Consider the following 21752-nt stretch of genomic DNA (forward strand, 5'->3'; position numbering starts at 1 on the left):
CTTGTCAAAGATCACGACGTTTATCAGAAGTTCACATATGTTGGTCGTACCCACTCATCCCTTGCTCCTCTCCGCCTTCGTGCTGGCAGATTCCGCTTCGCCTCGCGGCTGGGCGTACCGGTTATCCGGCGGCTACGTTGTCCCCAGAGCTTCACACCGAGCTGTTACCGGCTCCGCATGTCTGGGTAGGGAACGGTTGATGGAACAACCGGTTTCGTCAGGCCATACGTTCTCCTGTGAAACAGAAATTCAGGCGACTTGCAGGTCGCACAAAAACGTCCTTTGCGTATCTGTTCGGGTGGTTTCTGGGGGCACTCAACAGCGTAGCCATCGGCGTAATCGACGTCGGCGCCAGTGTCAGCACGGCCCTCGCGATTTGGCTCGGATTGGCAACGCTATCGACGCTCTGCACGGCGCCGGCCTTCGGTCGGTGCGTGTCGCCTCTCGAGCGTGCGGCTTGGGTCTTCGTTCCGCTGTCGCTCCCGCCCGTCGCAATGATCTACCCCCTACCGCCGGCGGCTGCCGCTGGCTGGTGGGCGCCTTCTACCGGCGTGCTGGGTGTCCTGTGCATGATCGTGTTCGCGGCGGCGGTGCTGGAATCGGTAAAACGAGCCACTTGGCAACCGATTGCGGTACCCGTAATCTGCATTGCAATGCTGAATCTGCACGCCGCTCTTCTGCCACCCGCGCCTTCGCGTGTGAAGGCGGTAAGCCTACCCGTGGACAAGGCGCCCGCGGATATCGCCGACTCGATTCGTGCCGCGCTACGCTACGCGCCGGTGGTGCGCGAGGCGGCGGAGCGGTCACAGGCGTCCGGGGACCCAACGCCAATCATCATGCTTCCGGAGAACGTGCTGGGCCCAGTTTCCCCTGGCCAGGTTGGAGCACTGCAACTGACACCGCCCACGCGGCTGATCGCGGGTGGCTCTGCCATCGTTCCGTGGGCCGCCCACATGCAAAAAGGCGTCTGGGTTTTGCCGGACCGCGCGTTCTACCCCGCCATCCAGCCTATTCCCTTTATTGAAGAGGGTCTCAAGCCGCACTGGAGTGCAATCGGTCGAACTGCGCCGATAGGTGCCGAGCGTTACTCGCTGCTCGTGTGCTTCGAGGCGATAACCTCGCTGCCCCTATACCATTTGCACTTCGGTACACCGATTCTGCTGCTCGGAAATGGCTGGTGGGATCGGAGTGGAATCATGGACATCGAGGACTCGCTAGGGCACGCATGGGCTCGTCTATTTAACAATCCGATTGGGATCTCGCGCGGTTATCCGCTGCCGGGAAAGGCTCCGTAAATCGGGAGACATTCGGGGACCACGGAAGAGGGCCTCTCACGTATCGTCGCACTCACCATGAGCGACGCGATCCAACCGCCCTGCCTAGCGACTGCACGTCCCGCCACCACGGTGGTGAAGGCAGGCCCGTTCGTTATCAGGCATCCAGCACCCGGCAAACCTTTCTTGCAGTTGCGGGGCGGGGAATACGTTCTCATTCATCCGACCCACCCCGATGAGATGCCGCGGATCTCTATTCCAGCGCGGCTGCGCTATCGCATCAAGCTGTGGCTGATCTCGCGCCAAGGAACGTGGAACGTCTCGGCTTTGGCTTCGTTCCGCTCTACTCGATCGGCCCATAGAAGCCCACGGTCACAAACTGCTGCGTCGCGCTGGCGCGTGGTCCTGCTGGCCAGGGTACAGGGCGGCGTGCGAGCGGTCCTGTCGGTAGACGTCAAGGCCGTCGGCCGCGGCGCTATGACTACGCTCCTTGCGTTCATGGCCCTGATTGGCGCCACCCGGTTTGTCCACGTTGATGTGGAAACGGTCTTTCACTCGTTCCACTTCAGCATTCCCCATTTTCTTACACCGTGGCGCAGCGAAGACGATTCCGCCGCTCCGGCGCAGAACGGCCGGTACGCCGCGGTGCAGTATTTCGGGAACATCACGCCGAGCACCTTCACACCGCCGGCGGTCGCTAGCTCGCCTCAGGCTAACGATGACACTAGCCCTAGCCGGAAGGCTGACAAGGGATGGCTACCGCTCCCAGGCGGCGGCCCGTTTCCCATGAACATGCCGGACTATGGCGAGGACGGCCAGAAGCGCCCGTTCCCTCTGAAGGTCCGGCCGTCGGTGTTCACTCCGCCCGAGGGTCCGGGCGAGGAAGAGGTGGGTAGCAGTAACGCAGTAAGGCTACTCGGAGCAGCTGCCACGCCTGTACCTGCGCCTGTCGAGTCGACGTCGACGCCCGCGGCGGTGCATGCCACCCCAAAGAAGGAAGGTGCGAGTCGTGCCGTGTCCGCTCAGGCTGCAAATGAACCGGTCACACCCCGAGAAGGGTTCCGCCCTGCCCCTCCGCCTAAGCATCCTCAGCATCAAACAGTCCAACAACCACAGTCGCCTAATCGCGATACGGTCGACGTACAGCTACGGCCGGCCGCAACCCAACCTGCCCCCGTTGCACCGCGAGCGCAAAGCGACGACAGCCTGCAAGGGCAGGAACAAGCCGGTTCGAGCGATGGCAAGCCGAAATTCAAAGTCATCACGAAAAACGGTGACGCGCTGGTCGTAATGGATCGCGGCCAGATGAAACAGATTTCTGTCGGGCAAACCTTGCCTGACGGTTCGACGCTGCTTTCCGTCAAACAGAACGGCGGCGGCTTCACTACCTCCCGCGGCAACTATGTCGCCTACTGAAGACCAGGAGCATTCCATGCAGAACGCAGCACAGCAAACCGCAGTACAACAACGCGAAGAAGCCGCCATCCCCAGCGCAGCCGTTTCGTACCTGGACGAGTTCCGCCCGACGGAGCAATCTCAAAGCGAACTGAAGCCGGCACCGGCCGCACGTCCGCGCTCGGGCGCACGCAGTGCCATGCCCTCCCTGCAGGCGCTCTTCGAGCGCCTGCTCAACAACTTCGGCCGCGATCGGGAAGGCGTGTTCTACATCGACCACGACCACCACAAGATCCGTTCGACGTTCGCAGGCGAGTTCGAGTTCGAAGGTACGATCAAGACGCCGGCCGGCGCTATGATCAATGGCACGACTATCAGCCCGAATGCTGTGATCAAGTCGGCCGGCACGGTGATCATCGATGCTGAAGCAGACGCTTCGTGCGACATCGAATGCGAAACGCTGATCGTTCTTGGCAGCCATACTGGCAAGGCCGTCGTACGGGGCACGCTCATCAACATGGGCACGATCAAAGGCGAGTACATCTACGGCGCTCTCGAATCGCTCGGCCGCGTCGAAGGCAAGCTCGAGCAGATCAAAAGCTGATCTTGGGTTTGCCGAATGCCCTTCTTCGGTCTCTTCTCGCCATGGTCGCGCCGCGTCGCGACTGTGGCGGTCTTGGCCTGGTGGGCGTTTCTCGTCTGGCAAGACCGTGCCCAGTTTCAGGCCCTTGGAGAACAGGCCGGCCTGCCCCGCTTGGCAGCAGAACTTAAGTGCGGCTTCAAGAACGGAGCAAGTGCCCCCGAGGTCTGTCCCAAGGAATTCTCGCAATCCAACCAGCAGAGGCAAGAATGAGTCGCAACTGGGAAAGTACCTACGCGAATCTCGGCGATGTTACCGACTGCCTTCGTGACGCAGTTCGTACCTTGCGCAAGGAGATACCTCGCGCAGAGATGGGAAAAGCCCGCGGACTCCCAAGCGGAGACGTGAAGGCCAACCTGGAGCAGCGCATCGAGTCGATCCAGGAGATCATTCGGCAAATCGAGCAGGACCGATCTGACTTCTACATTTCGCATTCTCCCGAGGTACGCAGCGCCCGCCCGCAACCCAACGTTCTGTTTGGCGCCCTGCCTGCGGAAGCCTGACTGGCGCGCAACATGGACAGCACTTTCCGATCCCATGTATTCAGCACACCTCCGATTCTGCGAGGCATTCGCAAGTACACCCACACGATCACTGTGATGCTCCCCTCCCCTGTAGCTGCGGAAGTACCAGGCGCCACTCAATTGATTGAGAGCCTTCTGGAGTATGCGACCAAATACGCGGTTTCGCATGTCGAACCGGGCGATGGTGCTTGCTGGGAGGTGATCCGCCTTGCGCGTGACTATCTGCACCGGGTTGCGCCTGGCCGCCGAGGGACAGGCAAGCAAGCGGAGCTCGAGTCGCCGTGGCCAGAACTTCATCACGAGCTTCTAGCTGGACTGCGCGATGGGCAGTTTTCGGTCAGCTATCAGCCAGTCTGCGAGATTGGCTCCCACACCACCGTCGTTGGTGTCGAAGCGCTTGCCCGGTGGACGCATCCACAGCGTGGCTCCATTCCGCCAAACATCTTCATTGCAGCTGCGGAAAGCGCTGGCTGCATTCACGCACTGGGTCGCTGGATTCTCATGCAGGGTTGCCAGCAGATGGTCGCGTGGGAACGAGACGGGCTGGTCATTCCTCATCTGTCCGTAAATGTTTCACCACTGCAAATCAGTCGTCAAGAATTCCTTGTCTATCTCGACGAAGCGCTGAGCGTCACCGGCCTGGCGCCCGATCGGCTTGTGCTGGAGGTTACCGAGAGCGTCAGCCTTACCCAGAACGGCTACGCCGCTGGCAAGATCTTCCGGGCGCTACGTGACCGCGGCGTGCGGATTATGATCGACGACTTCGGGACGGGCTACTCCAGCCTCAGCTACCTACAGAACCTACCGTTCTCAGGCCTGAAGATGGACCGCGACTTTGTCGCGAAGCTGCCCTCCTCCCGGAACGATCGGGAGATCATCAAGGCAATTGCTGGGCTCACCCGTCAACTGGGCATGGACATCATTGCGGAAGGCGTCGAGACGCTGGAGCAGAAGGAGGCGCTCATGAAACTCGGCTGCCACCTCATCCAAGGCTGGCTCATCAGCCCTGCCCTGCCGGCCGCTGACCTTGAGCGCCAGTTCGGCGGCTGGCCACGAAGAAGCCTCTCGGCCTGATTGCTGCATAGCGGGCGAAGGCGGCATCGACGCCGCTAGTCTCAATCCCGTTTGAGCAAAAGAAAAGCCCGCAGCGCGCCCCCCGGAAGGGAGGACACGCCGCGGGCGGATCTCACAGTAATGGGTTGCGGGCAATGACGGCCGGCTGCCAGATATCTACCGCTCGGCAGCCATTTCAGCGTAGCCAATCGCCGGCAGGTTTTGACCGGGCTTGCCCGACACGAAAGCGTTCCAGTCTGCGGCCGATTTTCCCATGAGCCGCCACTTGAATGGCATCCCGCATTCATCCTGGAAGAAGCCCGTAGCTGCCCCACCTAGCCAGCAGACGACGCGGTCCCACGCACGGAACGGACTGCCATAGTGCTCCGACGCGTAGGCGTCGCACTCGACGGCGTAGTCACCATGGGCGCGCATGTCCTGCCACACCTTTCGGAGCGTACGTCGGTGGGTTACGACACCTGCCTTCAGATCCTCCGAAATCTCATGGTTTGCTGCCAGGTACTGGATAGCCAGTTCCCATGCTTCGTATTGAGTGTACGCGAGTGGGATGGTCAACACCTCGTACTTGAGTCGCGAACCTTTTGGTGCGGACACAAACCACAGGGATTCCCTGCCACGAGGCAGAACATCGGTCGGGTAGGTATCTGCGAGGTTGTGGACTGAGACGCCGCGCTTGATCAGGTCTACCGTAAGCGCTGCGACCGTGCCAACGTTTGCCTTTACAGCTTTCTTGCGATTCATGCTTCGCTCCTCGTTTTGCCAGCTTGGCAGTTGAAAAGGGTCGAGCGTCAGCTCGGCGAGACCGTTGGCCTGGCAGAGCAGTAGGAGGCTCCCTCCCCCGCTTACGCGGGGGGAGAGAAACAGGAGGGGTTAAACGAGTTCGAGCAACTCCGAGACGATTTCGTCTTTGAGGCGAGCCCCTTGACCAAACCACGCGCTGTTAAGGCGCGTCTCGTTGCTGCGCGCCTGGCGTTCGAAGTCCACATACTGCGTGACTGCGTTCACCAGACCCCACGCGGTGTTCTTCACACCGCTCATTTGCGAACCGCGGCCCGAACCGTTGAAGAGCTCCATGATCTTCTTGTAGCCCCGCGATTCGGTTACGTCAGCCGAGACGTTGTCGGCTTGTCGCTTTGTCAGTACGCCGGCGAGCAAGATGCCCGCTTCCGTACTGCCCATCGACGTTCCGGAGAACGACTTCATCCGAGCGACAAACGTGCCCCACGACTCGTCTGCGAGGATGCCGAGCTGTCGCTTGACCGCGTCCGGATCGAACTTTGCGTCATGGCGAATACGCACCTGGCTCTCTGCATCCTGGTTCAACGCGAGACGCAGGGTGTTGTTGCAGACCACCCGTGTGCTCGTGTACATCGCCGTCGTTGCGATGGCGCCGTCGTATGACGTAGCAAGGAGCAGGTAGCCCTTAACGTGGTCGCCCGGCACGATGTCTTCTTTCAACCCGGTGTTCGCGAGAACCCAGATCGTGCGACCTTCTCGCATGGAGCCGGCTGTTTCAATTTGGAAGCCCGCGCTAGCCGTCAGGTCACGGAAGAACCCGAGAACCGAGTCCGGCTGGACGACACGATACTTTTTCGTCACGACCGAAAGGCCTTTCATGTTGTCGCTGCGAACGAGGACGTCATGACCGTCGAGTTTGAGCAGTGTGCTCGCCCCCTCTTCCGCGTTGTCAAAGCGAACCGGTCGACGCAGGATCGACCACTCGAGACCGGCGGCTTTCCGCCAATCGTCGATCGAGGCGCCCTGCTGGACCTGTTGGCCAAGCCCGTGCCAGGGTTTGGCGCCAGCCCAAGCCATTTCAGCGCGACCGAGTTCGTTGATGGTGATTTGATGCATTGCAGTTCTCCAAGGTTACGTAGGCTCGCGCCCGTGAAAGTAGAAAAGGCAGCTCAACGTTTCCGATGGCTGCCTGGTTGATTGCTTGCTGGGTGAGAGGCGGCCGGAAGGGCTGATTCGGCCAGTTGCTAGGAATGACGCGTTAGTGCAGGCGGTGGGCGAGAGAGCCCTGCGTGCACAATGCGCGGAGCAGAGCCCGCATCACCATGCGACGTTGCTCGAGGCGAGAACCGCCGACACAAAAGTCGACGAGGTTCAAGCTGCTGTCGGTGATTACCGTACCGTACACGAAGCGTGAGTGCGAAGTCTTCCGATGGAACTGGAAAACGCGCGCTTCGTCGTGGTCGAACTGTGGAGAGTTGAGGATGGTACGCGCGATGAAATCCGGATATTCGAAGCCATACCGCGCTCGAAGATCACGGAGGTCGCGCTGCTGAATTTGGCCGACGTTGAAGATTCGGCCGGGTGCATTGACTGGATCGCCGTACCGATGCCTGGGAGCCACAAACTTCGTGACCTGGCCCGGACCAACGATCTCTTTCACTTGAATGACTTTCAGGATTCGCTCGTATGAGCGATTCCCTGTGTCTGGAACCGGAATATCCATTCGTCCTCCACTTTTCACTTGATGCCGCCAGCGCGGCTGCTGAGAAAGAGGACGGCATCTCGGAGATGGATGTCGGGATCATACCGCAAGAGCTTGCGTGTGGAAACATCCATGCCTTCGCGTGCGTCCCGGTCGCGCAGCAGACCCTCAAGTTTCGAATAGGCCGGCCGAAATCCATTCACGGAGCGATAGAATTCGCGTTCACTTGCATTTATCTGAATGACTGGATAATCAAGGTGTGAACACGGTCTGGCAATTGGGCCTGCCGTGCTGAATGAGATGGTTATGAATCCGCTTCTGCCCCTGGTTGCTGTTGGCTGGCTTGTCCGCTTCGTCGGCCTGTCCGTCTGGGTTGTTGCCTTTTCGCACATCCAGAGCGGCGGCCATGTCACGGCGACTGAGATCGACAAGCTCACGTTCGCGACCTTGGTCGTGCCGATATTGATCGCATTCCCTGGCTTCTATATGTCCTGGAAATTCTTGCTGGCGTACGCTCTGGCAATGGTCGGCGCCTTCACGGTTGTTTTCCTGCCTCATGCAAACTGGTCGCTCATGCTGACGGTTGCCGGGGTTTGGACGTTTCTCCTATTCGCTCACCCCCGGATTCGACCGGTTCTCTGGCGTTCGTGGGCGCGGTTGAACGGTCGGCAGACAGCCGTGCAGCCGGTTCAGCCCCAAGTGCCGGCCCCAGCTGCTGCCGCCCCGGCACAACACCGGGCGCCGCAAGCCAACCAGAACCAACCACAGCAGCCGCCGACGCCGACCTACGATTTCTCGGACAGCATGAGCACGCCGCGATACAAGTTCGCGGATGTGGTGGGCATGGGCGAAACGAAGGACCGCCTGCTCGCCGCCGCCAAGGACGTGATGGCGGCCCGCGCGAACCCGCGTAATGGGATTCTGCTGTTCGGTGAACCGGGTAACGGCAAGACGATGTTTGCCGAAGCCCTGGCGGGCGAGCTCAACGTGCCCTTCTTCTCGATCGCTTACGGCGACATCGCATCGATGTGGGTGAATGAGTCAGTGCAGAAGGTCAAGGCTGCCTTCGCAGCGGCGCGAAAGACGGGCTTCGGGGTCTTCTTCATTGACGAGATCGACTCGTTTCTGAAGGAGCGGAGCGGTGGCGGCTCGCACCACATGGATCGCGACCTGACGAACACGATGCTGACGGAAATCGTGAATCTGCGCGGCACGAAGATCGTGCTTGTAGCGGCGACGAACCATCTGGACGACCTCGACGGCGCCGGTGTTCGCGAAAAGCGCTTCGACTTCAAGGTTGAAATCCCCGCACCGGACCAGGAGGCCCGCGAAGCAATCCTGCGCCGTGCGATCGGTAGCACCGCCGGTTACGACGTGGCAGAACCCGCGGTGGTCGCAACGCTGGCCGAACGTTGGGCCGGTTACAGCGCAGCGCGACTGACTGCAGTCGGCGAGCAGATCGGGGAAATGCGCCGTGGCGGCCAGTTCGCGGGCAAGCTCACTTTTGAGATTGGAATGCGAGCCTTGCGCCTGGTACAGGGCCGCAAGGGCAAGCTCCCCGAGAAGGTGAAGAGCATCGACGAGATCCTGATGCCGGAAGTGTCGCGCAATGTGCTCAAGGATATGGCCTTCAAGATGGCGAACGTGTACTCCCTCGAAAAGATGGGTAGCCGCCTCCCTACCGGTTTGGTCTTCGCCGGGCCGCCGGGCACGGGCAAGACACAAGCCGCGATGGCGCTGGCGAAGCAGGGCGATTGGGCCTTCCTCAAGATTACAGGCTCGGAGATCGCAGCGAAGCCTGACTCATGGGACAAGCTATACCGGACGGCATGCGACATTCGCCCTGCGATTGTGTTCCTTGACGAAGCAGACGGTATCCTGCGCGACCGCCGGCACTCGGGCTACGGGATGCTGACCGAGAAGATCCTGACCACTATAGACGGTGCGGGTGGCCGCGTTCGCGATCTGCTGTTCATTGCTGCGACGAACCACTACGACCAGATCGATAGTGCGGCCGTGCGAGGTGGGCGGTTTGAGGAAAAGATCGTCTTCGACGTGCCGGAAGCGCATGACATGGACGCATACATCCACGCCAAGCTGGGCGGTCTAGATGCCTGGGTGATCGGTGGCTCGGTGGAGTCACTCCTGTGTGGGCATCTACGTGGCCACTCGATCGCCGACGCCGACGCGGTAATCCAGAAGACGATTGACGCGGCTGCGGTCCGCCGCCTCCGCGAGTACACGACTGATATTCGCGAATCGGACGTCGAGCAAGCGGCCAAGGTTGTCCTGCAAGCGCCCGCCGGTTCGATGTGAAAGTGACTCTCGCCCTTTGCTGCTTGATCGATATGAACACAGCCACTACCGCCCAATCCGAACCTGTCGATATCGACGCGCTGGTGCCGCTCCTTCTCAAGCGTTTCGGTGACCCGACCGACCCGAACGTGGGCTTCCCGGAGAGTCAGATCCGAGCAAAGCTGCGCGAGATGGGGGTGGTGTTGCGTGCCCGCGACCTGGACAAGCTCGCGCTCGCCCTGCGGCGTACACCCATAGCGCCGAGCGCGGAAGCGCTTGCCCAAGTTCGGGCCCAACTTGGCGAGCGTAGGCCAACAAAAGCGAACCTACGCCTGGCTGTTGATGAGCTTGGAATGCCTATGACCTATCGGGAAATGATTGGTCTGTACGTACATATCGTCGATCGTGAGACGACCGCGATCACAGAGGAAGTTCTGTCTAACATGCGGGTGAAGACCGCCGGGCGGCCACTTACCCGAAGGAGCATCGGCGAAGTGGCGGCAGCGCTAGGCTATAAGTTCCTGCAGAAGGACATCGCCCAGCTCACGCGCCTTTTGCGCGTCGATGCCGCGCGAGAGCCCGTCGTAATGAACCGGCCCGCGCTTGAGCTGGCCAAGTTACTCGCCAAGAAGTCCGGCGTGCCGATCGAAACGGTCTTTCACCGCGCCCTGGTGGACTGTGCCCTTGGGATGCTGGATCACCAGCGCTTTCAATTCGATCCCCGGGGACGGGACCCGCTGAGCGTCCAACAGGTTCGCCTCCGTCTGCAAGTTATTGACCCAGCGAGCCTACATCGCGAGATCGACATCGCAGCGTGAATGATCAGGAGCCCGGGGGGTCTGGCTGCTTGACTGCCGCGGTCATGGCTTCGGCCATGGCTTCAATGCTTCCGGCCGTGGCTGGGGTAACAATCCAGCGCCCACGGACGCTGATTGCCGGGACGGTGGTCAGGGCCATATCGTGGAAAGCCTGGTCGCCAGCCTCGATGCGCGCCCGTATCCCGGGCGCGTGATAGGCAGCCAAGAGCCGCTGTGGGTCGATGCGCTCCTTTCCCGCCCATTTGACAAGGTCGGTGTCCGACACGGGGAAGTCCGCGTTGTTCGCGACGGCCTCAAACACGGCCCCATTCCTGGCCGGAATTTCACCCAAGGTGTCGAGCGCGTAGAACAGGGCCGCCTGGCGGATCAGAACCGGGCGGCCGCCGGTGACCGGAACTCGCTTGACAGCTACGCCCTCCGCCTGCCCCTTCGCCCAGGCCTGCAGCATTGGGTCAAAGCTACGACAGTGCGGACATTGATAGAAGAAGTAATCCACAACCACCTTTTGCCCGGCGATTGCTTCCAATGACGGGCTGCTAGATTGGAGCCGCGCCGTCGCGTAGCCCGTCTCGGTACGCTCGTAGTCATCGCTCGGCTGCATCCAGGCAATGGCGGCGGCGGTAACCAACGCGCCAACGGTCGCAGAAATAGCCTGCACCTTCCAGTTTTTGAACCATTTACTCAAGGTCGACCCCAATTGGGTTGGGGTGCAGGCAGTGTGCGGCACCGCTGCTGGCATGCAAACCCGAATGAGAGCGGATTAAAGGGCGTTTCCGTGACGCCGCGGGATGCCTGGCCTCAGCCTTGCCGTGGCGGGCGGGTGATGACGAACCTGTGTGCTTTCGGCGCCGGCCACAGTATCGGATACGACCAGCACTAAGCGGTACCACAGCGCCACCCCGGGGATCGGGGGTGCGCTGCGGTTGGCTGTGTTTATTCCGTCAGCAGGGGAGGCGCATGGGGGCGCCCGTCCGTATGCGACACGAAGATGCCGCCGGCGGTCTTGCATTTCGCGACCTTGAGCAAGAAGGTGTGGTTGCCAGCCGCGCGACGGATCGAGTCCTGCAGGGAATCTCCGCCAAACTGGCCGTGGATACCCGGCACGCGCACGTTGAAGAGCCGGCCGTTTCGGTAATCCGCCACGCTCGGCATTTCCATTCGAGCCTCGCGGAAGTTTTGCTGGTAGCGCCGGTAAACCGAACCGATTGCACGATCAAGAGCCTGGTCGCTGTGGTTTCGCGTCAAGTGGATGTAATCCGCGCCAAAGGACACCTGCTCAAGGCCGGCCTCTGTCGTCATCATGGCGTACCGATTACCCTTGTAGTCCTCCATTCCATCAAAATAGGCGCCACGGAATCGGTCCACGAGTGGATCGACCTGTGCCTCGCAGGGGCCGTCTTCCCACCCCACATTGATGCTCGCACCCATGGAGTATGTGTCACTGCGTACGCTGAATTTGACCCCAGGGAAGGCTTCTTTCAGGCATTTCCGTACGAGCTTGGCTGTATCGGCGCAACTCATGTAGGCTCGCTTAGTCGTTGCCGGGAGGTCCGACGGGGGTGCAGGCGAGAGATTTCTGGTCATGAAAAGCTCCTTTTGCCGTAGTACCGGCGGTTGTGAAATCGGAGCTGCCGTTGTTCGTCGTGGCCGCCTGCCAATGCGCGGGCATGGGCTGGCGTGGCGTGAGCAGACGCGTCCCGGAGGGCGACGTCTGCTATTAGTTCCTGCAGTGCCAGGTCAGTTGAGCGACATGGGCACGCGTGCGCCCGTGTGCTTTCTCTGCTTTTCGGTAAAGGCCCGTTGATAGTCCTTCACGGTCGCAACGGCCTGATTCAGCTGCGGTGTGGGAGTGGCAGTTTCATCCGCCCAGGGAATGGATCCTTCGCCATAATGGTGCCAGATTTGATACAAACCATTGGCCATGAGGCGTACTTCGGCAATTGCGTCGTAGATCGGGTGCATCCGCACCGACCACACCTGCTTGCCGCGCATGGCGTTATCGAGCTGCGTGGCCATTTCGTCGTTTTTCAAGGTTAAATCCTCTCTGCCGGAGACGGCGCTAAGAAAGGATCAGGTCGTCATCGACTCGACTGAACTCGCGGCTCAGTGGAGTGCGTCTTTGGAGGTAACCTTGGGGGTCTGTTGGTCAGCCGTGAGCAGCCATAGGGCGGCGTTGCCACGGCGCTCGCGAGGGGCCGGAAATGCGTGGCCAGCGACCACGGCAACGGAAGCACGGCACAGGTTCAGACGATCACTGATTTGCGGTACGGGGGATTGCTTAGGCCTGAAAGTAATCAGGTGGTGTGCATTGCCCTTAGGCTACACCGTTGAAGGATTGCCGAGCGAACGGCTGGAGCGCACATTAGCACGGGGTACTCGTCAGCGCAACCGTCCACCTTTGCGTTTGCCTCAATGCGAGGCAGAATCTTGATGGCGGTCCGCGGCTGCCCGTTGTAGGCCGGGTACTCGTCGAATCGTCGCATTCAACCGGAGTTTCACAGCTTGTTCCCCATCAAGCCAGTCGACAGCCCCGCCATCACATCACGCTCCGCGGCCTACCCGTTCGGCGCAAAGGTACCTTCCAGAGTGCGGATGTTGCGTACGTGCATGCCGGACGCGGCATTGCTCGTTGAGCCTCAGCATTACCCAATCGCATACATCGGGGCGCAATACGCCTGCTTTGTCGAATCTAACGGCGAGGTGGCCGCTATCCTGCCCACTGGGCAGCTACTACATGTACCGCACGACGCCTTCACGGTGGTCGGCTTCCATCCAAATCTGGCAGCCGACGCGAACGGAACCGATTATTTTCACGCGTAGGGGTGAAACTTGTAGCAATGCTGCCGTACTGTGGAGGTAAAGGCGCAATATTGCGCCAATCGATCCACAATCTGAACCAGGTAGTACCAATGATCACGGGTGCCTTCCAGCTTCCACCCCTCGAGAAATCGCACTCTCTTTGGGCGCTTTCGCTCAACCTCGCACTCGCGCCGTGCGTGGGCCAGCGAGGGGAGGCGGAGTCCGATCGCGTTGTCTTGGTCATGATGAGCGAAAAGCGTCTCGATCCCGACCGCGTGAAGGATCTGCTGAAGCAGGCGCTGGCCGAACAGGACGGCGAGCGTTTGCCAGCGCACCCGAACACTCCAGTGCCCAGCGAATGCATGCAGCGCTCCTCTGTGCGCCTCGCGGCCCACGCCGGAAAAACCGCTAGCCTGCGCTCGCTCCATACCATCCAAACAGAACTCTGGTTGCGAGACAAGGATGCTGGCGATGCCTACCCTGTCGTGTGCCAAGCCTTCTCTCCTCAGCCGGCGCATATCGACGAGATTCTGAACGCGGCAAGCACGTTCCGTTGGATGCCTCCGGAGCAAACCAGGCGCGTTCCCGCATGAAGCTCATCCGTATCGCGGCTGTTGCCCTCGTGAGCCTAGCGGCGCTGTCCACGGCGCTTGCCCAACAGGAGACTGTTCTGTCAAAAGCGCTGGGCAGTCAGGGCGACGACGAGAAGGTGGTCCGACAGCGCGTTCTTGATTTCGTGATCCGGCAATACGGGAATGGCACCCCACTCGCCGCGGCCGCACTCACGTACGCGCGAGCCGCGGGCGAGTTGTGGCTCGCGACGGCCAGAACCCAAAAGTTTGACCCAGGGATGACGGAGCGCGCAGGTATTAGCGAGATCTGCTTTCGGGGCCAACTGGCCGCAGCCGGCGTCTCTGCGCCTGACGTTGCAGTCTCCGAGCTCGAGCACGTTATCGCTTCAACACAGACCATCTATGCAGGCGCGGCGTATGCGACAGTACTCGCTATGCAGCACCCGCGAGATCTGGCCATGACGCCAGCGCAAGCGTGCCGGCAATCTAACGTCCCCCTTCCCTAGTCGCCTGCCGCCATGATGCAGAGCAGGCTAACCCCGTCGAAAGACGGTTGCCCGGCCACCACCAGGCCGGAGTTCAAAAAAGGAGTACACGTTATGAACAAGTCTGAACTGGTAGACGCGATCGCCACCCGTACGGGTTCCAGCAAAGTCGCCGCCCAGGAACACCTCGACGCGGTGCTCGAAACCATCTCGGACGCGATCGGCAATGGCGACACGGTTCAGCTGGTCGGCTTCGGTTCGTTCGGCGTGGCCGACCGCGCGGCACGCACGGGCCGCAATCCCAAAACCGGTGAGGAGATCGTGATCAAGGCAAGCCGCACGCCGAAATTCACCCCGGGCAAGGGGCTGAAGGACCGAGTGAACGCGGCGCCCAACACGAAGAAGAAGTAATCTACTCAATGCTTCAGACGGCGCGCGATCCTGCGAAAGCTTAGGCCGGAATAAACTCCACGTAACCGATCGCGCACCCACTACCGCGTTCACGCTCAGGGCCAGTCGCTAGCTCCGCCCTACCTACGCGTCATAACACCGCACACACCTAAGTTAGTCCGCGGACTGCCGCCACACAGCAAGCTCAAGGTGCCCGTCCTAGCCCCCGCCAGTTTATGCCCTCGGGCAGCAACGCCGGCGGCTAGGATTTCAATGGGTGATCTTAAGCGGCAAGGAGGGCCTGGCGTAGCTTCTCTACGCCGCGCTGATGGAGTTGCGTTGCACGACTCTCGACGATGTTCAGGCGCTTTGCAATCTCACGGTTCGTCAGCTCTTCGTAGTAGCGGAGCTGGATGACTTCTCGGTCCCGCTCGGAGAGCGTCTCGATGGCATCGAGCAGCTTTTGCATGCTCTGTTCGAGGATGACGGAGTCCAGCACGCCGTCCGTGAAGCTCTCAATCTGGGCTTCCTCAATCTGCTCGCTGGTGTAGAGAACGACGTCGGTGTGGAGGCGGTAAATCATGTCGTGCACGTCGCCGACTTCCAGCCCTAGCTCTTGCGCAAGTTCCTTTACTGTCGCTCTCTTGCCGTTCCGCTGTGACAGGCTGTGTCCCGCAGCCCTCAGCTTCTTTGCCATGACCCGTTGCGAGCGCGAGAGAGGATCTTCGGCGCGCATCTCATCGATGAGGGCGCTGCGGATGCGGGTCATAGCCCTGGGGATGAAAGCTTCCACAGTCAACCCCTGGTTGTCCCGAGAATACTGAATCAGTTCGATCCACGCTGACTGCATGCGGTCGTCGAGGACCTGACATTTCCATCCGCAAACCCGCTTCACCAGTCCACGAATCCTGTCCGCAAACAGGTCATAGAGTTGGGCCTTACTCAAATCTGAAACGCGGTCTTCCATTTCTTTTTGCTCTTCGTGGTCCTACAGTTACTCCACTTCCCAATTCATCGCCATACGTGGCTTGCCGAACTCGGCGTAGCTAGCGGGCCCCAGTGAACCTGGAATCGCGCCAACATCCAGCGCCCCTCACCCATCCTGCGATCCCCTCCCCGGTTAGGAGATCTGGCTCAACGCCTGCGTGATGAGCTTTGGTGCGCCGGAAAATTTTAGCAATTGCTCAATGATTGCGAATGAAATACGAGACAGAAATTGGCCATCTTTCGCAATGCATTGTAATCCTAAAGCTAGGCATACTCCTCGAGATATATCTTGATTGATTAGAGAGTATTTCATCCATCAATCCCACCGATTGCGATCATTCTCGATCGCTATCATTTAGCTTCCAGTAGTGGGCATTCGAGGCTGCATGCGACGAAAAACTCCGATCCACAAGACCGTCCATCATCACCACTACTACGGCGGGCGCCGCCGCTTTCGCTTCCGCTTAGTCCGCGCGATCATCGCAACCATCGTGCTGTACGTGGCGTATAAATCGGTGACGCATGGCCTCGTCGGAGCAGCGCTTCAAAGCCACCACTACTAGCATCATGCCCAACTGGAACAACTTGCCGCTGCGAAAGAATGACGTTTCTCGCACAGGGTACGGTCACAACAAGAACCGCTTCACCGCATTGTCCTGGCCCAGCCTGATCTTTTGGGGACTGGTTGCGCGCAGAGCAATGAAGATGGGGCGAGTCGTGGTAGTTACCGGCGCAGCCGATTCCGGCGCCACTACTGTGCTCGCGCTCGTCGCTGGGAAAACTTTGGGGCCGGACTCGAACGCTGAACTCGTGAAGAAGACCTTCTCGCCGTCGTACGAAGATCTGCAGGGGGAGAAGCCACTGAAGTTCATTGGCCCTCGAAGCTTTGATCCGAACGCCTGGCGCACGATCATGCACCACCTTGGGGAGCAAGGTCGCCTGTTTTCGATCGCAACTGTAAGCCATCACGCGGAATGGCTTCGTCACGAAATGGATCTCTATGCCGCAACAAGCAATGCGCGCGGCATCTTCTGGCTGACGCTAAAGTAACTTTTGTATCGAGGTGTCAGAGCAATCTTTCCGCAGGTTCAATCTAGCTAGCAAGCAGTAGTGGAGTTGGACGTAGGGGTTAACGATAGACCCAACCTCCCCTTTTCTGCACCCCCCACTTAGTTGGGCTCAAGTATTCGAGAAGGCGGCATCAGCCGGCTTGCCCTGCGTCTCGTCCAGTAGATCTCAGCAGTGATCGTCAGGATGACCGATGCGACAGCGATGAAAGGGGAGTCGCGCACAAACGCGTCGGACGCATCGATGATGAAGTCTCGGGCAGACAGGTTCGCAAAAATGACGTTTGCATTGTCGCCAACTAACAACGGTGCCTGCGCGACGACGAGGATTGCATGCAGTAGAAGACTGCCCATCTCGACCAATGAGATCAGAGTGAACACTATCGCCGAGGCGACAAGCACCTGGCAGATGAAGCCGACGAGGCGCAGCTTGCCACGGCTCCCGTGAAAGTACACGCCGAGTTCAACTAGCGCCGTCTCGTAGGCCGGTGCTCTACGTCCACCTATCTGTGACACTCTGGTGACACGTTCCTTCATACAGGGTCTCTAGTCTTTGTGGACCAACGAGGTGCGAATCAATCGGAGGCAGGGGAAAGCATCTCCCGAATGAACTGGGCGGCCCCGTCGACGACTGTTGCCATTGCGCGACCCATGCGCTGACTCACGGTCGACACCGGGCCCCCGTCGTTAGAGGTTGTCGAAGCTGGAAGTGCTGCCTTCCAAGTCAGCGAAGCGCTGCAAAGCAGCATGCCGTTGTCACCGTAGGTCGCTGCCATGCCTGGCGTTTTGCACGGTGCGCCGGGCGACGCAGATGGAAGTGTTTGAGCGAACGCCGCGCTGCCGCTGACCAGCGCTCCGATGAAGATGGCGCTATGGATCATGCGTACTCGCTTCATGTGCGACTCCATGGTGTTTCAGGTGGCGCCTCGCGGTCGTCGCGCGATGGTAGCGCTTCTGTGCGAAAGCTCCCCGCCGTGCGCCCACCACATTCTCCGCATTATGTGTTCGAGCGAATGCTGCGACTCGTGAATGCGTTTGTGTTTGAAAAACAGTAGCCTACGAGGCTCTCACGCGCCATGCCTGACGCGGCAAAAAAAACCATGCGTCTCGGATGGGACGCATGGCGGGAGTGAAACGTAAGACCACGAGAACAACAAACCGGCTGGATCCGATTAAGGGGGAAGAATCCGAACCTGCGAACATAGTGCCATCGAGGCACGGCAGAGGATGGACAAAAGGAGCGGCGGATCAGCATTCATTTCCTACAGGGGCCGATGGTCCCGATTGACTTGCTTTCCCTCGCCGACGGATTGCCTACGGACATGACCATCCTTCTTACGGAGTCCTTACTGTGCGTATCTCGTTCCCATTCTTCCTGCTGATGTACTGACGGTAGCAGCCTCTTCCGCGACGCCGTTGGAGACTTACTTCGGCACGGAATGCACTCCTCGTTCCTGCGACCCACCACACTGGCCAGACATTCGAATCGCTCAGCGCGTTTCCTGACCAAGCTGAAGTGTGCTGATGGCGATTCGTGCTTGGATAGCCAGGGACGAGCGTCTGATACTAAACGCTCGGAACGCACCAGTGACTTTGGCGACAACGGGCCGCTCGATCGCCGCTACGCTGATCCGCGCTGATCCCACACATCCGTCCATGCCGCGGTCGCCCATCACAAGGCGGCCGTTTGTCGTTCAAAGCTCCGAAACAGCGCTTGCACCCCACCGCGCTTGCATTCTTTAAACGGCCCGTAGCCTGACTTTAGCCGGCCTGATTGCCGGTCCCCTTCCTTGAAGAGGAGTCAGCTTTGGGCGACGTCGAACAGTTCTACCCACTACATCAGATTCGCCTTCGTAGCCGTAACCACGGCGTCGACAGCCGGGCGCTCGCCCGCGAGATCGCACTACGATGGACCTTACCCCGCCGATCAGATGGGTCGTTCAACTGGGGCATGCTCCCCCCGGCAGCGGCTATTGGAGCTCCTTTTACTACCAAGTCGACGCGCGGCACGGTGTCCGTCCTCCAGGGCATTGATACAGGCATGTGGCTCATGCGTCGTGATGGCATCGATCCGAAGGTCAAAGGTCGGATTTGGAGGCATGAGATCTTCGTGGCGGACGATGGCATCGCCGACGTCATTGGCGTGCGCCTGAGCGCAGCCTTTGGCCGCAACATGATCGCATCGGCGCAGCGCTCGGCAGTCGTTGCAAGCATCCTGAACAACTGTGCCTGCCTTGATGATCGGACACAGGTGCAAACGAAACCACGCACGGTGACGATCTATGACGTGGGCCCGCTTATGGAGCTGCTGGCAGCACCTGGCCGCCGCCTCCCCGTGCTACTTCTGGATCCCCAGACATCCCCCGAAGCCTGGCATGTCGCCAATAGCCTCGCCGGCTTCGCACACGTACTGACGATTATGCCCGACGCCTTGACGACCGTAGGTCACTACGCTGCCAAGGAACTAGGCATGCACATCGACGCAGTCACCCTTTGTTGGCCGGTGCCCGAAGCCACTGGCCACGCAGCGCCTGCGCACTGGAACAGCGCGCAAGTCAAGGATGCGGCCTTCTGGCCAGAAACAGTGTCAGGGATTATCCGCTCGTCTGTCGGCACGCGGGAGAGCTGGCTCGGTTCGTTGGCCAGCAAGCTCGTCAGCTGAAAGCATGAGTTACCGTCGCCTTTGCGGTCGAATGCCTTAGTTACGTTGCCCGGCATTCGCCCTGTAGCGGCTTCCACCGGACCTTATACTCGCCGAATGAACCGCACCGCGCTCGAACAGCTTCTGGACTACACGTTCAGCAATCGCTCGCTTTTCGAGCTAGCGCTGACTCATCAATCGTACTCCGAGAGCCACAACGAGCGCCTTGAATTTCTGGGCGATTCAATTCTCAGTGGCTCGGTCGCCGCCCTCCTCTACGAACGATTTCCGCGTTTGGCCGAAGGCTGGCTCTCTCGAATCCGGTCCAACCTGGTACGCGAGTCGACGCTACACGAAATCGCCGTGGCGCTAAATCTTCGCTCCTGGCTAAAGCTAGGGGATGCCGAAATCAGCGCCGGCGGCCTCGATCGCCCCTCTATCCTTGCGGATGCGTTTGAGGCTCTGTTGGGTGGCGTATTTCTCGATGGCGGCTTTCCGCCGGCTGAGCGCCTAGTCCGTCGAATCTACACGCCGATCCTCGATACAATTGACATTCGCCACTTCGGCAAGGATCCCAAGTCGCGCCTGCAAGAGCTCCTGCAGGCGCAGCACATACCGGTTCCCGCATACCGCATCGTGGCAGTGCTCGATAACGAACAGCCGCGTCGCTATCAGAGCGAGTGTGTCATTCCGTCCTTCCGCTTGCGAACGACTGGTATTGGACCAAATCGCCGCGTCGCCGAACGCGAAGCAGCTCAACGTATGCTTTCGATTCTCGAGGAACGCGCGGCGGCGTAGGAAATCTCCATGGCGTCCGTGCTCTGTCGGAACAGGGATGGCCGCGGCGCTTGCACCGGCAGGTCGCTGTCGCATAGAATCGAGGCAGCCGTTCACTCGGCACTTTACGCACGCATCACGCCCTCTCCCGCACTCACATTCAATTGAATCCCTGATTCAGTTGAGCGTCGACCACCGCGAGGCACTGCAATCCCCTCAGTTGGGCCTACCAGTTGCAAGCGCTCTCTCCTCTTTCAATCGCCACACCGTGGCAATAAGGAGAGCACCATGACCGGCAATCTTCAAGTCTTTGGCGTCGTCGGCACACGGCACGAAGCCATGTTCAGCGCCCAGCTGATCCCCGTGCAGGTGTTCGAAGCGAAGCTGAACCAGGTCCTCGCGACCACGGCCATCAGCACGTTGGTCGCACGTATTGAGAGCGGGGCCAGTGCGACGCAGTTTGACGATGATCTGTGGTGGACCATCGTGGATGACCTGAAGGCATATCTTGGCGGTCAGGCAGCCAACATGGCCGGCGATTCTCGCGACGAGCAGGATCAGGCGCTAGTGACCGCGGAATCGTGGGTCGAGGACAATATCTCGAACGCAAGTCGCTCAACGATCGTTGGCGCAGCCATCGTCCTTTACGGGTACGCCAAGGCCGAAACCATGATTTTCGAGCTCGGCGCCGCTGTGGCGGCATAACTCGCAAGCTTCAAAAGTAGCTTTGGACGATGCCCACCCCTTTGGGGCTGAGCGTCGTCCAAAGGCACCTACCTGGCCCCGACAAGCACGCCTCTTCAGGGCCCCTGCCCTCCTCTTTTCCAACGGCCGATTCGGCACAAGAGAGGACCATGAACGACACCATCCACCCGCAACATACCCCTTGGGGGACACCGCAGACACTCCGTATCGTCGCCGAAGGTATCGTGCGCTTTACGACCTCTAGCCACGGTGGCTATTGGCTCAGCCCGGCACGGGTTGCGTCCATGCCTCGGGGCCTGCGTCCCACGCAGAACCTGGACAGTAACGGTGGCGCCTGGTTCGAAGAAGACCAGGAATGGGCGATCGTCGTGCTCGCGTTCCCCCAACATTTCGACAGCCAGAACCACGAGCCGGCACAAAGGCTGCTGAAGGACTGGATGCCAGAGATCTGGGAAGTGTGGGCTGGCGAGAAGCTGACGCCGGAAACGAGCTTCACGCGCCGTCGCGAGGCGTTTTTCCATACGCACCGGAACGACCAGGTTGTCACGGGGGCCTTCGGGAGCTGGCACAAATGCGTGCCGCACGGGAAGATTGGCGTAGTCGCGATGACGGGCGGGCGTCCGCCAAACGGGGCTTTGACCGCCCCCGAAACCTACTGGCTCGTGGACGAGAACGAGTACGGCGAGGCGCTGAAACGTCCCGACAACGTAGGGTACTTCGTAATTGACCCGACGCGACATCAGCCTTGGCCACAGCAAGCTCTCGCTGCAGCAGCGTAATCAACTTTTCGGAAGCGGCCACCTTACGGTGCGCCGCCTCCGCTCCATGCCAGACCACATTGGTCTGGCATGGCAGAAAATGCCATTTCT

Annotated in this window: 27 protein-coding genes; 19 read left to right on the plus strand and 8 right to left on the minus strand. The window is 60.0% G+C overall.

Annotated features, from left to right (window positions below; all coding sequences use genetic code 11):
* Positions 1 to 236 precede the first annotated feature (236 nt).
* The 5 genes from A3A5_RS0130270 to A3A5_RS39560 all read left to right on the plus strand — a co-directional run bounded on the left by A3A5_RS0130270 (position 237) and on the right by A3A5_RS39560 (position 4907).
* Positions 237 to 1295, plus strand: a complete 1059-nt coding sequence (locus tag A3A5_RS0130270) for a hypothetical protein (RefSeq protein ID WP_018314191.1) — start codon at positions 237 to 239, stop codon at positions 1293 to 1295.
* A gap of 57 nt (positions 1296 to 1352) precedes the next feature.
* A complete protein-coding gene (locus tag A3A5_RS0130275; RefSeq protein WP_157637322.1) occupies positions 1353 to 2690 on the plus strand; it encodes a hypothetical protein in 1338 nt (445 codons plus the stop codon).
* A 16-nt stretch (positions 2691 to 2706) separates the two neighbouring features.
* Positions 2707 to 3273 (plus strand): polymer-forming cytoskeletal protein, encoded by a 567-nt coding sequence (locus tag A3A5_RS0130280; RefSeq protein WP_018314193.1) that lies wholly within the window; start codon positions 2707 to 2709, stop codon positions 3271 to 3273.
* 245 nt (positions 3274 to 3518) lie between these two features.
* Entirely contained in the window at positions 3519 to 3812 is a 294-nt protein-coding gene (locus tag A3A5_RS0130290) for a hypothetical protein (protein ID WP_018314195.1), read from the plus strand.
* Positions 3813 to 3824: 12 nt separating this feature from the next.
* Positions 3825 to 4907, plus strand: a complete 1083-nt coding sequence (locus A3A5_RS39560; protein ID WP_081624022.1) for a bifunctional diguanylate cyclase/phosphodiesterase — start codon at positions 3825 to 3827, stop codon at positions 4905 to 4907.
* A 156-nt stretch (positions 4908 to 5063) separates the two neighbouring features.
* Here the strand turns inward: A3A5_RS39560 and A3A5_RS0130300 are convergent, their stop codons facing one another.
* Positions 5064 to 5648 carry a hypothetical protein gene (locus A3A5_RS0130300; RefSeq protein WP_018314197.1) on the minus strand — a complete coding sequence of 195 codons (585 nt, stop codon included), beginning with the start codon at positions 5646 to 5648 and terminating at the stop codon, positions 5064 to 5066.
* Positions 5649 to 5777: 129 nt separating this feature from the next.
* On the minus strand, positions 5778 to 6761 hold the full coding sequence (locus tag A3A5_RS0130305) for a DUF932 domain-containing protein (RefSeq protein WP_018314198.1): 984 nt from the start codon (positions 6759 to 6761) through the stop codon (positions 5778 to 5780).
* A gap of 313 nt (positions 6762 to 7074) precedes the next feature.
* Between A3A5_RS0130305 and A3A5_RS0130310 the strand changes: the two genes are divergently transcribed.
* From A3A5_RS0130310 to A3A5_RS0130325, 4 genes are read left to right on the plus strand one after another with little or no spacing between them, the layout of a single operon-like run.
* Complete coding sequence (locus A3A5_RS0130310) at positions 7075 to 7335, plus strand: hypothetical protein (protein ID WP_018314199.1); 261 nt, start codon at positions 7075 to 7077, stop codon at positions 7333 to 7335.
* Positions 7332 to 7610: a hypothetical protein gene (locus A3A5_RS0130315; protein ID WP_018314200.1), complete on the plus strand. Its 279-nt coding sequence runs from the start codon at positions 7332 to 7334 to the stop codon at positions 7608 to 7610. The genes A3A5_RS0130310 and A3A5_RS0130315 overlap by 4 nt, the downstream gene beginning before the upstream one ends.
* A 43-nt stretch (positions 7611 to 7653) precedes the next feature.
* On the plus strand, positions 7654 to 9663 hold the full coding sequence (locus tag A3A5_RS39565) for an ATP-binding protein (RefSeq protein ID WP_018314201.1): 2010 nt from the start codon (positions 7654 to 7656) through the stop codon (positions 9661 to 9663).
* A gap of 32 nt (positions 9664 to 9695) precedes the next feature.
* Positions 9696 to 10460 (plus strand): hypothetical protein, encoded by a 765-nt coding sequence (locus A3A5_RS0130325; protein ID WP_157637323.1) that lies wholly within the window; start codon positions 9696 to 9698, stop codon positions 10458 to 10460.
* Between the two features lie 4 nt (positions 10461 to 10464).
* Here the strand turns inward: A3A5_RS0130325 and A3A5_RS0130330 are convergent, their stop codons facing one another.
* From A3A5_RS0130330 to A3A5_RS0130340, 3 genes are all read right to left on the minus strand, one after another.
* Positions 10465 to 11145, minus strand: coding sequence for a hypothetical protein (locus A3A5_RS0130330; RefSeq protein WP_157637324.1), 681 nt, complete (start codon positions 11143 to 11145; stop codon positions 10465 to 10467).
* Positions 11146 to 11393: 248 nt separating this feature from the next.
* Positions 11394 to 12044, minus strand: a complete 651-nt coding sequence (locus A3A5_RS0130335) for an LPD29 domain-containing protein (protein WP_018314204.1) — start codon at positions 12042 to 12044, stop codon at positions 11394 to 11396.
* Positions 12045 to 12197: 153 nt separating this feature from the next.
* Positions 12198 to 12491, minus strand: a complete 294-nt coding sequence (locus A3A5_RS0130340; RefSeq protein ID WP_157637325.1) for a hypothetical protein — start codon at positions 12489 to 12491, stop codon at positions 12198 to 12200.
* 471 nt (positions 12492 to 12962) lie between these two features.
* Here A3A5_RS0130340 and A3A5_RS0130345 point away from each other — a divergent pair, with 471 nt between their 5' ends.
* The 4 genes from A3A5_RS0130345 to A3A5_RS0130360 all read left to right on the plus strand — a co-directional run bounded on the left by A3A5_RS0130345 (position 12963) and on the right by A3A5_RS0130360 (position 14727).
* The gene (locus A3A5_RS0130345) at positions 12963 to 13280 is read left to right on the plus strand and encodes a hypothetical protein (RefSeq protein ID WP_157637326.1); all 318 of its coding nucleotides are present in this window, start codon (positions 12963 to 12965) and stop codon (positions 13278 to 13280) included.
* A gap of 50 nt (positions 13281 to 13330) precedes the next feature.
* Positions 13331 to 13852 carry a hypothetical protein gene (locus A3A5_RS43680; protein WP_157637327.1) on the plus strand — a complete coding sequence of 174 codons (522 nt, stop codon included), beginning with the start codon at positions 13331 to 13333 and terminating at the stop codon, positions 13850 to 13852.
* Positions 13849 to 14337: a hypothetical protein gene (locus A3A5_RS0130355; protein ID WP_018314208.1), complete on the plus strand. Its 489-nt coding sequence runs from the start codon at positions 13849 to 13851 to the stop codon at positions 14335 to 14337. The genes A3A5_RS43680 and A3A5_RS0130355 overlap by 4 nt, the downstream gene beginning before the upstream one ends.
* 93 nt (positions 14338 to 14430) lie before the next feature.
* Positions 14431 to 14727, plus strand: coding sequence for an HU family DNA-binding protein (locus tag A3A5_RS0130360; protein WP_018314209.1), 297 nt, complete (start codon positions 14431 to 14433; stop codon positions 14725 to 14727).
* Positions 14728 to 14989: 262 nt separating this feature from the next.
* Here A3A5_RS0130360 and A3A5_RS0130365 read toward each other — a convergent pair whose 3' ends face one another.
* Positions 14990 to 15673: a sigma-70 family RNA polymerase sigma factor gene (locus A3A5_RS0130365; protein ID WP_018314210.1), complete on the minus strand. Its 684-nt coding sequence runs from the start codon at positions 15671 to 15673 to the stop codon at positions 14990 to 14992.
* A gap of 406 nt (positions 15674 to 16079) precedes the next feature.
* Here A3A5_RS0130365 and A3A5_RS43685 point away from each other — a divergent pair, with 406 nt between their 5' ends.
* Positions 16080 to 16256, plus strand: coding sequence for a hypothetical protein (locus A3A5_RS43685; RefSeq protein WP_157637328.1), 177 nt, complete (start codon positions 16080 to 16082; stop codon positions 16254 to 16256).
* A 4-nt stretch (positions 16257 to 16260) separates the two neighbouring features.
* Positions 16261 to 16743 (plus strand): hypothetical protein, encoded by a 483-nt coding sequence (locus A3A5_RS0130370; protein ID WP_157637329.1) that lies wholly within the window; start codon positions 16261 to 16263, stop codon positions 16741 to 16743.
* 119 nt (positions 16744 to 16862) lie between these two features.
* Here A3A5_RS0130370 and A3A5_RS0130375 read toward each other — a convergent pair whose 3' ends face one another.
* Entirely contained in the window at positions 16863 to 17297 is a 435-nt protein-coding gene (locus tag A3A5_RS0130375) for a hypothetical protein (RefSeq protein WP_157637330.1), read from the minus strand.
* Between the two features lie 38 nt (positions 17298 to 17335).
* Positions 17336 to 17656, minus strand: coding sequence for a hypothetical protein (locus A3A5_RS0130380; protein WP_157637331.1), 321 nt, complete (start codon positions 17654 to 17656; stop codon positions 17336 to 17338).
* 911 nt (positions 17657 to 18567) lie between these two features.
* Here A3A5_RS0130380 and A3A5_RS0130385 point away from each other — a divergent pair.
* From A3A5_RS0130385 to A3A5_RS40410, 4 genes are all read left to right on the plus strand, one after another.
* Complete coding sequence (locus A3A5_RS0130385; RefSeq protein WP_018314214.1) at positions 18568 to 19422, plus strand: hypothetical protein; 855 nt, start codon at positions 18568 to 18570, stop codon at positions 19420 to 19422.
* A 96-nt stretch (positions 19423 to 19518) separates the two neighbouring features.
* Positions 19519 to 20199 carry a ribonuclease III gene (gene rnc, locus A3A5_RS0130390; protein ID WP_018314215.1) on the plus strand — a complete coding sequence of 227 codons (681 nt, stop codon included), beginning with the start codon at positions 19519 to 19521 and terminating at the stop codon, positions 20197 to 20199.
* A gap of 267 nt (positions 20200 to 20466) precedes the next feature.
* Positions 20467 to 20883: a hypothetical protein gene (locus tag A3A5_RS0130395; protein ID WP_018314216.1), complete on the plus strand. Its 417-nt coding sequence runs from the start codon at positions 20467 to 20469 to the stop codon at positions 20881 to 20883.
* Positions 20884 to 21032: 149 nt separating this feature from the next.
* A complete protein-coding gene (locus A3A5_RS40410) occupies positions 21033 to 21662 on the plus strand; it encodes a hypothetical protein (RefSeq protein WP_018314217.1) in 630 nt (209 codons plus the stop codon).
* Positions 21663 to 21752: the final 90 nt, after the last annotated feature.

Origin of the sequence: Cupriavidus sp. UYPR2.512 (assembly GCF_000379565.1) — a bacterium.
Taxonomy (GTDB): Bacteria; Pseudomonadota; Gammaproteobacteria; order Burkholderiales; family Burkholderiaceae; genus Cupriavidus.

What these genes read in the sequence shown, in the direction of transcription:
- A3A5_RS39560 (WP_081624022.1), top strand. Translation starts at nt 3,825, where the DNA reads ATGGACAGCACTTTCCGATCCCATGTATTCAGCACACCTCCGATTCTG.
- A3A5_RS0130335 (WP_018314204.1), bottom strand. Translation starts at nt 12,044, where the DNA reads ATGACCAGAAATCTCTCGCCTGCACCCCCGTCGGACCTCCCGGCAACG.
- A3A5_RS0130300 (WP_018314197.1), bottom strand. Translation starts at nt 5,648, where the DNA reads ATGAATCGCAAGAAAGCTGTAAAGGCAAACGTTGGCACGGTCGCAGCG.
- A3A5_RS0130380 (WP_157637331.1), bottom strand. Translation starts at nt 17,656, where the DNA reads ATGAAGCGAGTACGCATGATCCATAGCGCCATCTTCATCGGAGCGCTG.
- A3A5_RS0130310 (WP_018314199.1), top strand. Translation starts at nt 7,075, where the DNA reads ATGGAACTGGAAAACGCGCGCTTCGTCGTGGTCGAACTGTGGAGAGTT.
- A3A5_RS0130290 (WP_018314195.1), top strand. Translation starts at nt 3,519, where the DNA reads ATGAGTCGCAACTGGGAAAGTACCTACGCGAATCTCGGCGATGTTACC.
- A3A5_RS0130305 (WP_018314198.1), bottom strand. Translation starts at nt 6,761, where the DNA reads ATGCATCAAATCACCATCAACGAACTCGGTCGCGCTGAAATGGCTTGG.
- A3A5_RS39565 (WP_018314201.1), top strand. Translation starts at nt 7,654, where the DNA reads ATGAATCCGCTTCTGCCCCTGGTTGCTGTTGGCTGGCTTGTCCGCTTC.
- A3A5_RS0130395 (WP_018314216.1), top strand. Translation starts at nt 20,467, where the DNA reads ATGACCGGCAATCTTCAAGTCTTTGGCGTCGTCGGCACACGGCACGAA.
- A3A5_RS0130370 (WP_157637329.1), top strand. Translation starts at nt 16,261, where the DNA reads ATGCCCAACTGGAACAACTTGCCGCTGCGAAAGAATGACGTTTCTCGC.
- A3A5_RS0130365 (WP_018314210.1), bottom strand. Translation starts at nt 15,673, where the DNA reads ATGGAAGACCGCGTTTCAGATTTGAGTAAGGCCCAACTCTATGACCTG.
- A3A5_RS0130325 (WP_157637323.1), top strand. Translation starts at nt 9,696, where the DNA reads ATGAACACAGCCACTACCGCCCAATCCGAACCTGTCGATATCGACGCG.
- A3A5_RS43685 (WP_157637328.1), top strand. Translation starts at nt 16,080, where the DNA reads ATGCGACGAAAAACTCCGATCCACAAGACCGTCCATCATCACCACTAC.
- A3A5_RS0130355 (WP_018314208.1), top strand. Translation starts at nt 13,849, where the DNA reads ATGAAGCTCATCCGTATCGCGGCTGTTGCCCTCGTGAGCCTAGCGGCG.
- A3A5_RS0130375 (WP_157637330.1), bottom strand. Translation starts at nt 17,297, where the DNA reads ATGAAGGAACGTGTCACCAGAGTGTCACAGATAGGTGGACGTAGAGCA.
- A3A5_RS0130315 (WP_018314200.1), top strand. Translation starts at nt 7,332, where the DNA reads ATGAGCGATTCCCTGTGTCTGGAACCGGAATATCCATTCGTCCTCCAC.
- A3A5_RS0130280 (WP_018314193.1), top strand. Translation starts at nt 2,707, where the DNA reads ATGCAGAACGCAGCACAGCAAACCGCAGTACAACAACGCGAAGAAGCC.
- A3A5_RS0130275 (WP_157637322.1), top strand. Translation starts at nt 1,353, where the DNA reads ATGAGCGACGCGATCCAACCGCCCTGCCTAGCGACTGCACGTCCCGCC.
- rnc (WP_018314215.1), top strand. Translation starts at nt 19,519, where the DNA reads ATGAACCGCACCGCGCTCGAACAGCTTCTGGACTACACGTTCAGCAAT.
- A3A5_RS40410 (WP_018314217.1), top strand. Translation starts at nt 21,033, where the DNA reads ATGAACGACACCATCCACCCGCAACATACCCCTTGGGGGACACCGCAG.
- A3A5_RS0130360 (WP_018314209.1), top strand. Translation starts at nt 14,431, where the DNA reads ATGAACAAGTCTGAACTGGTAGACGCGATCGCCACCCGTACGGGTTCC.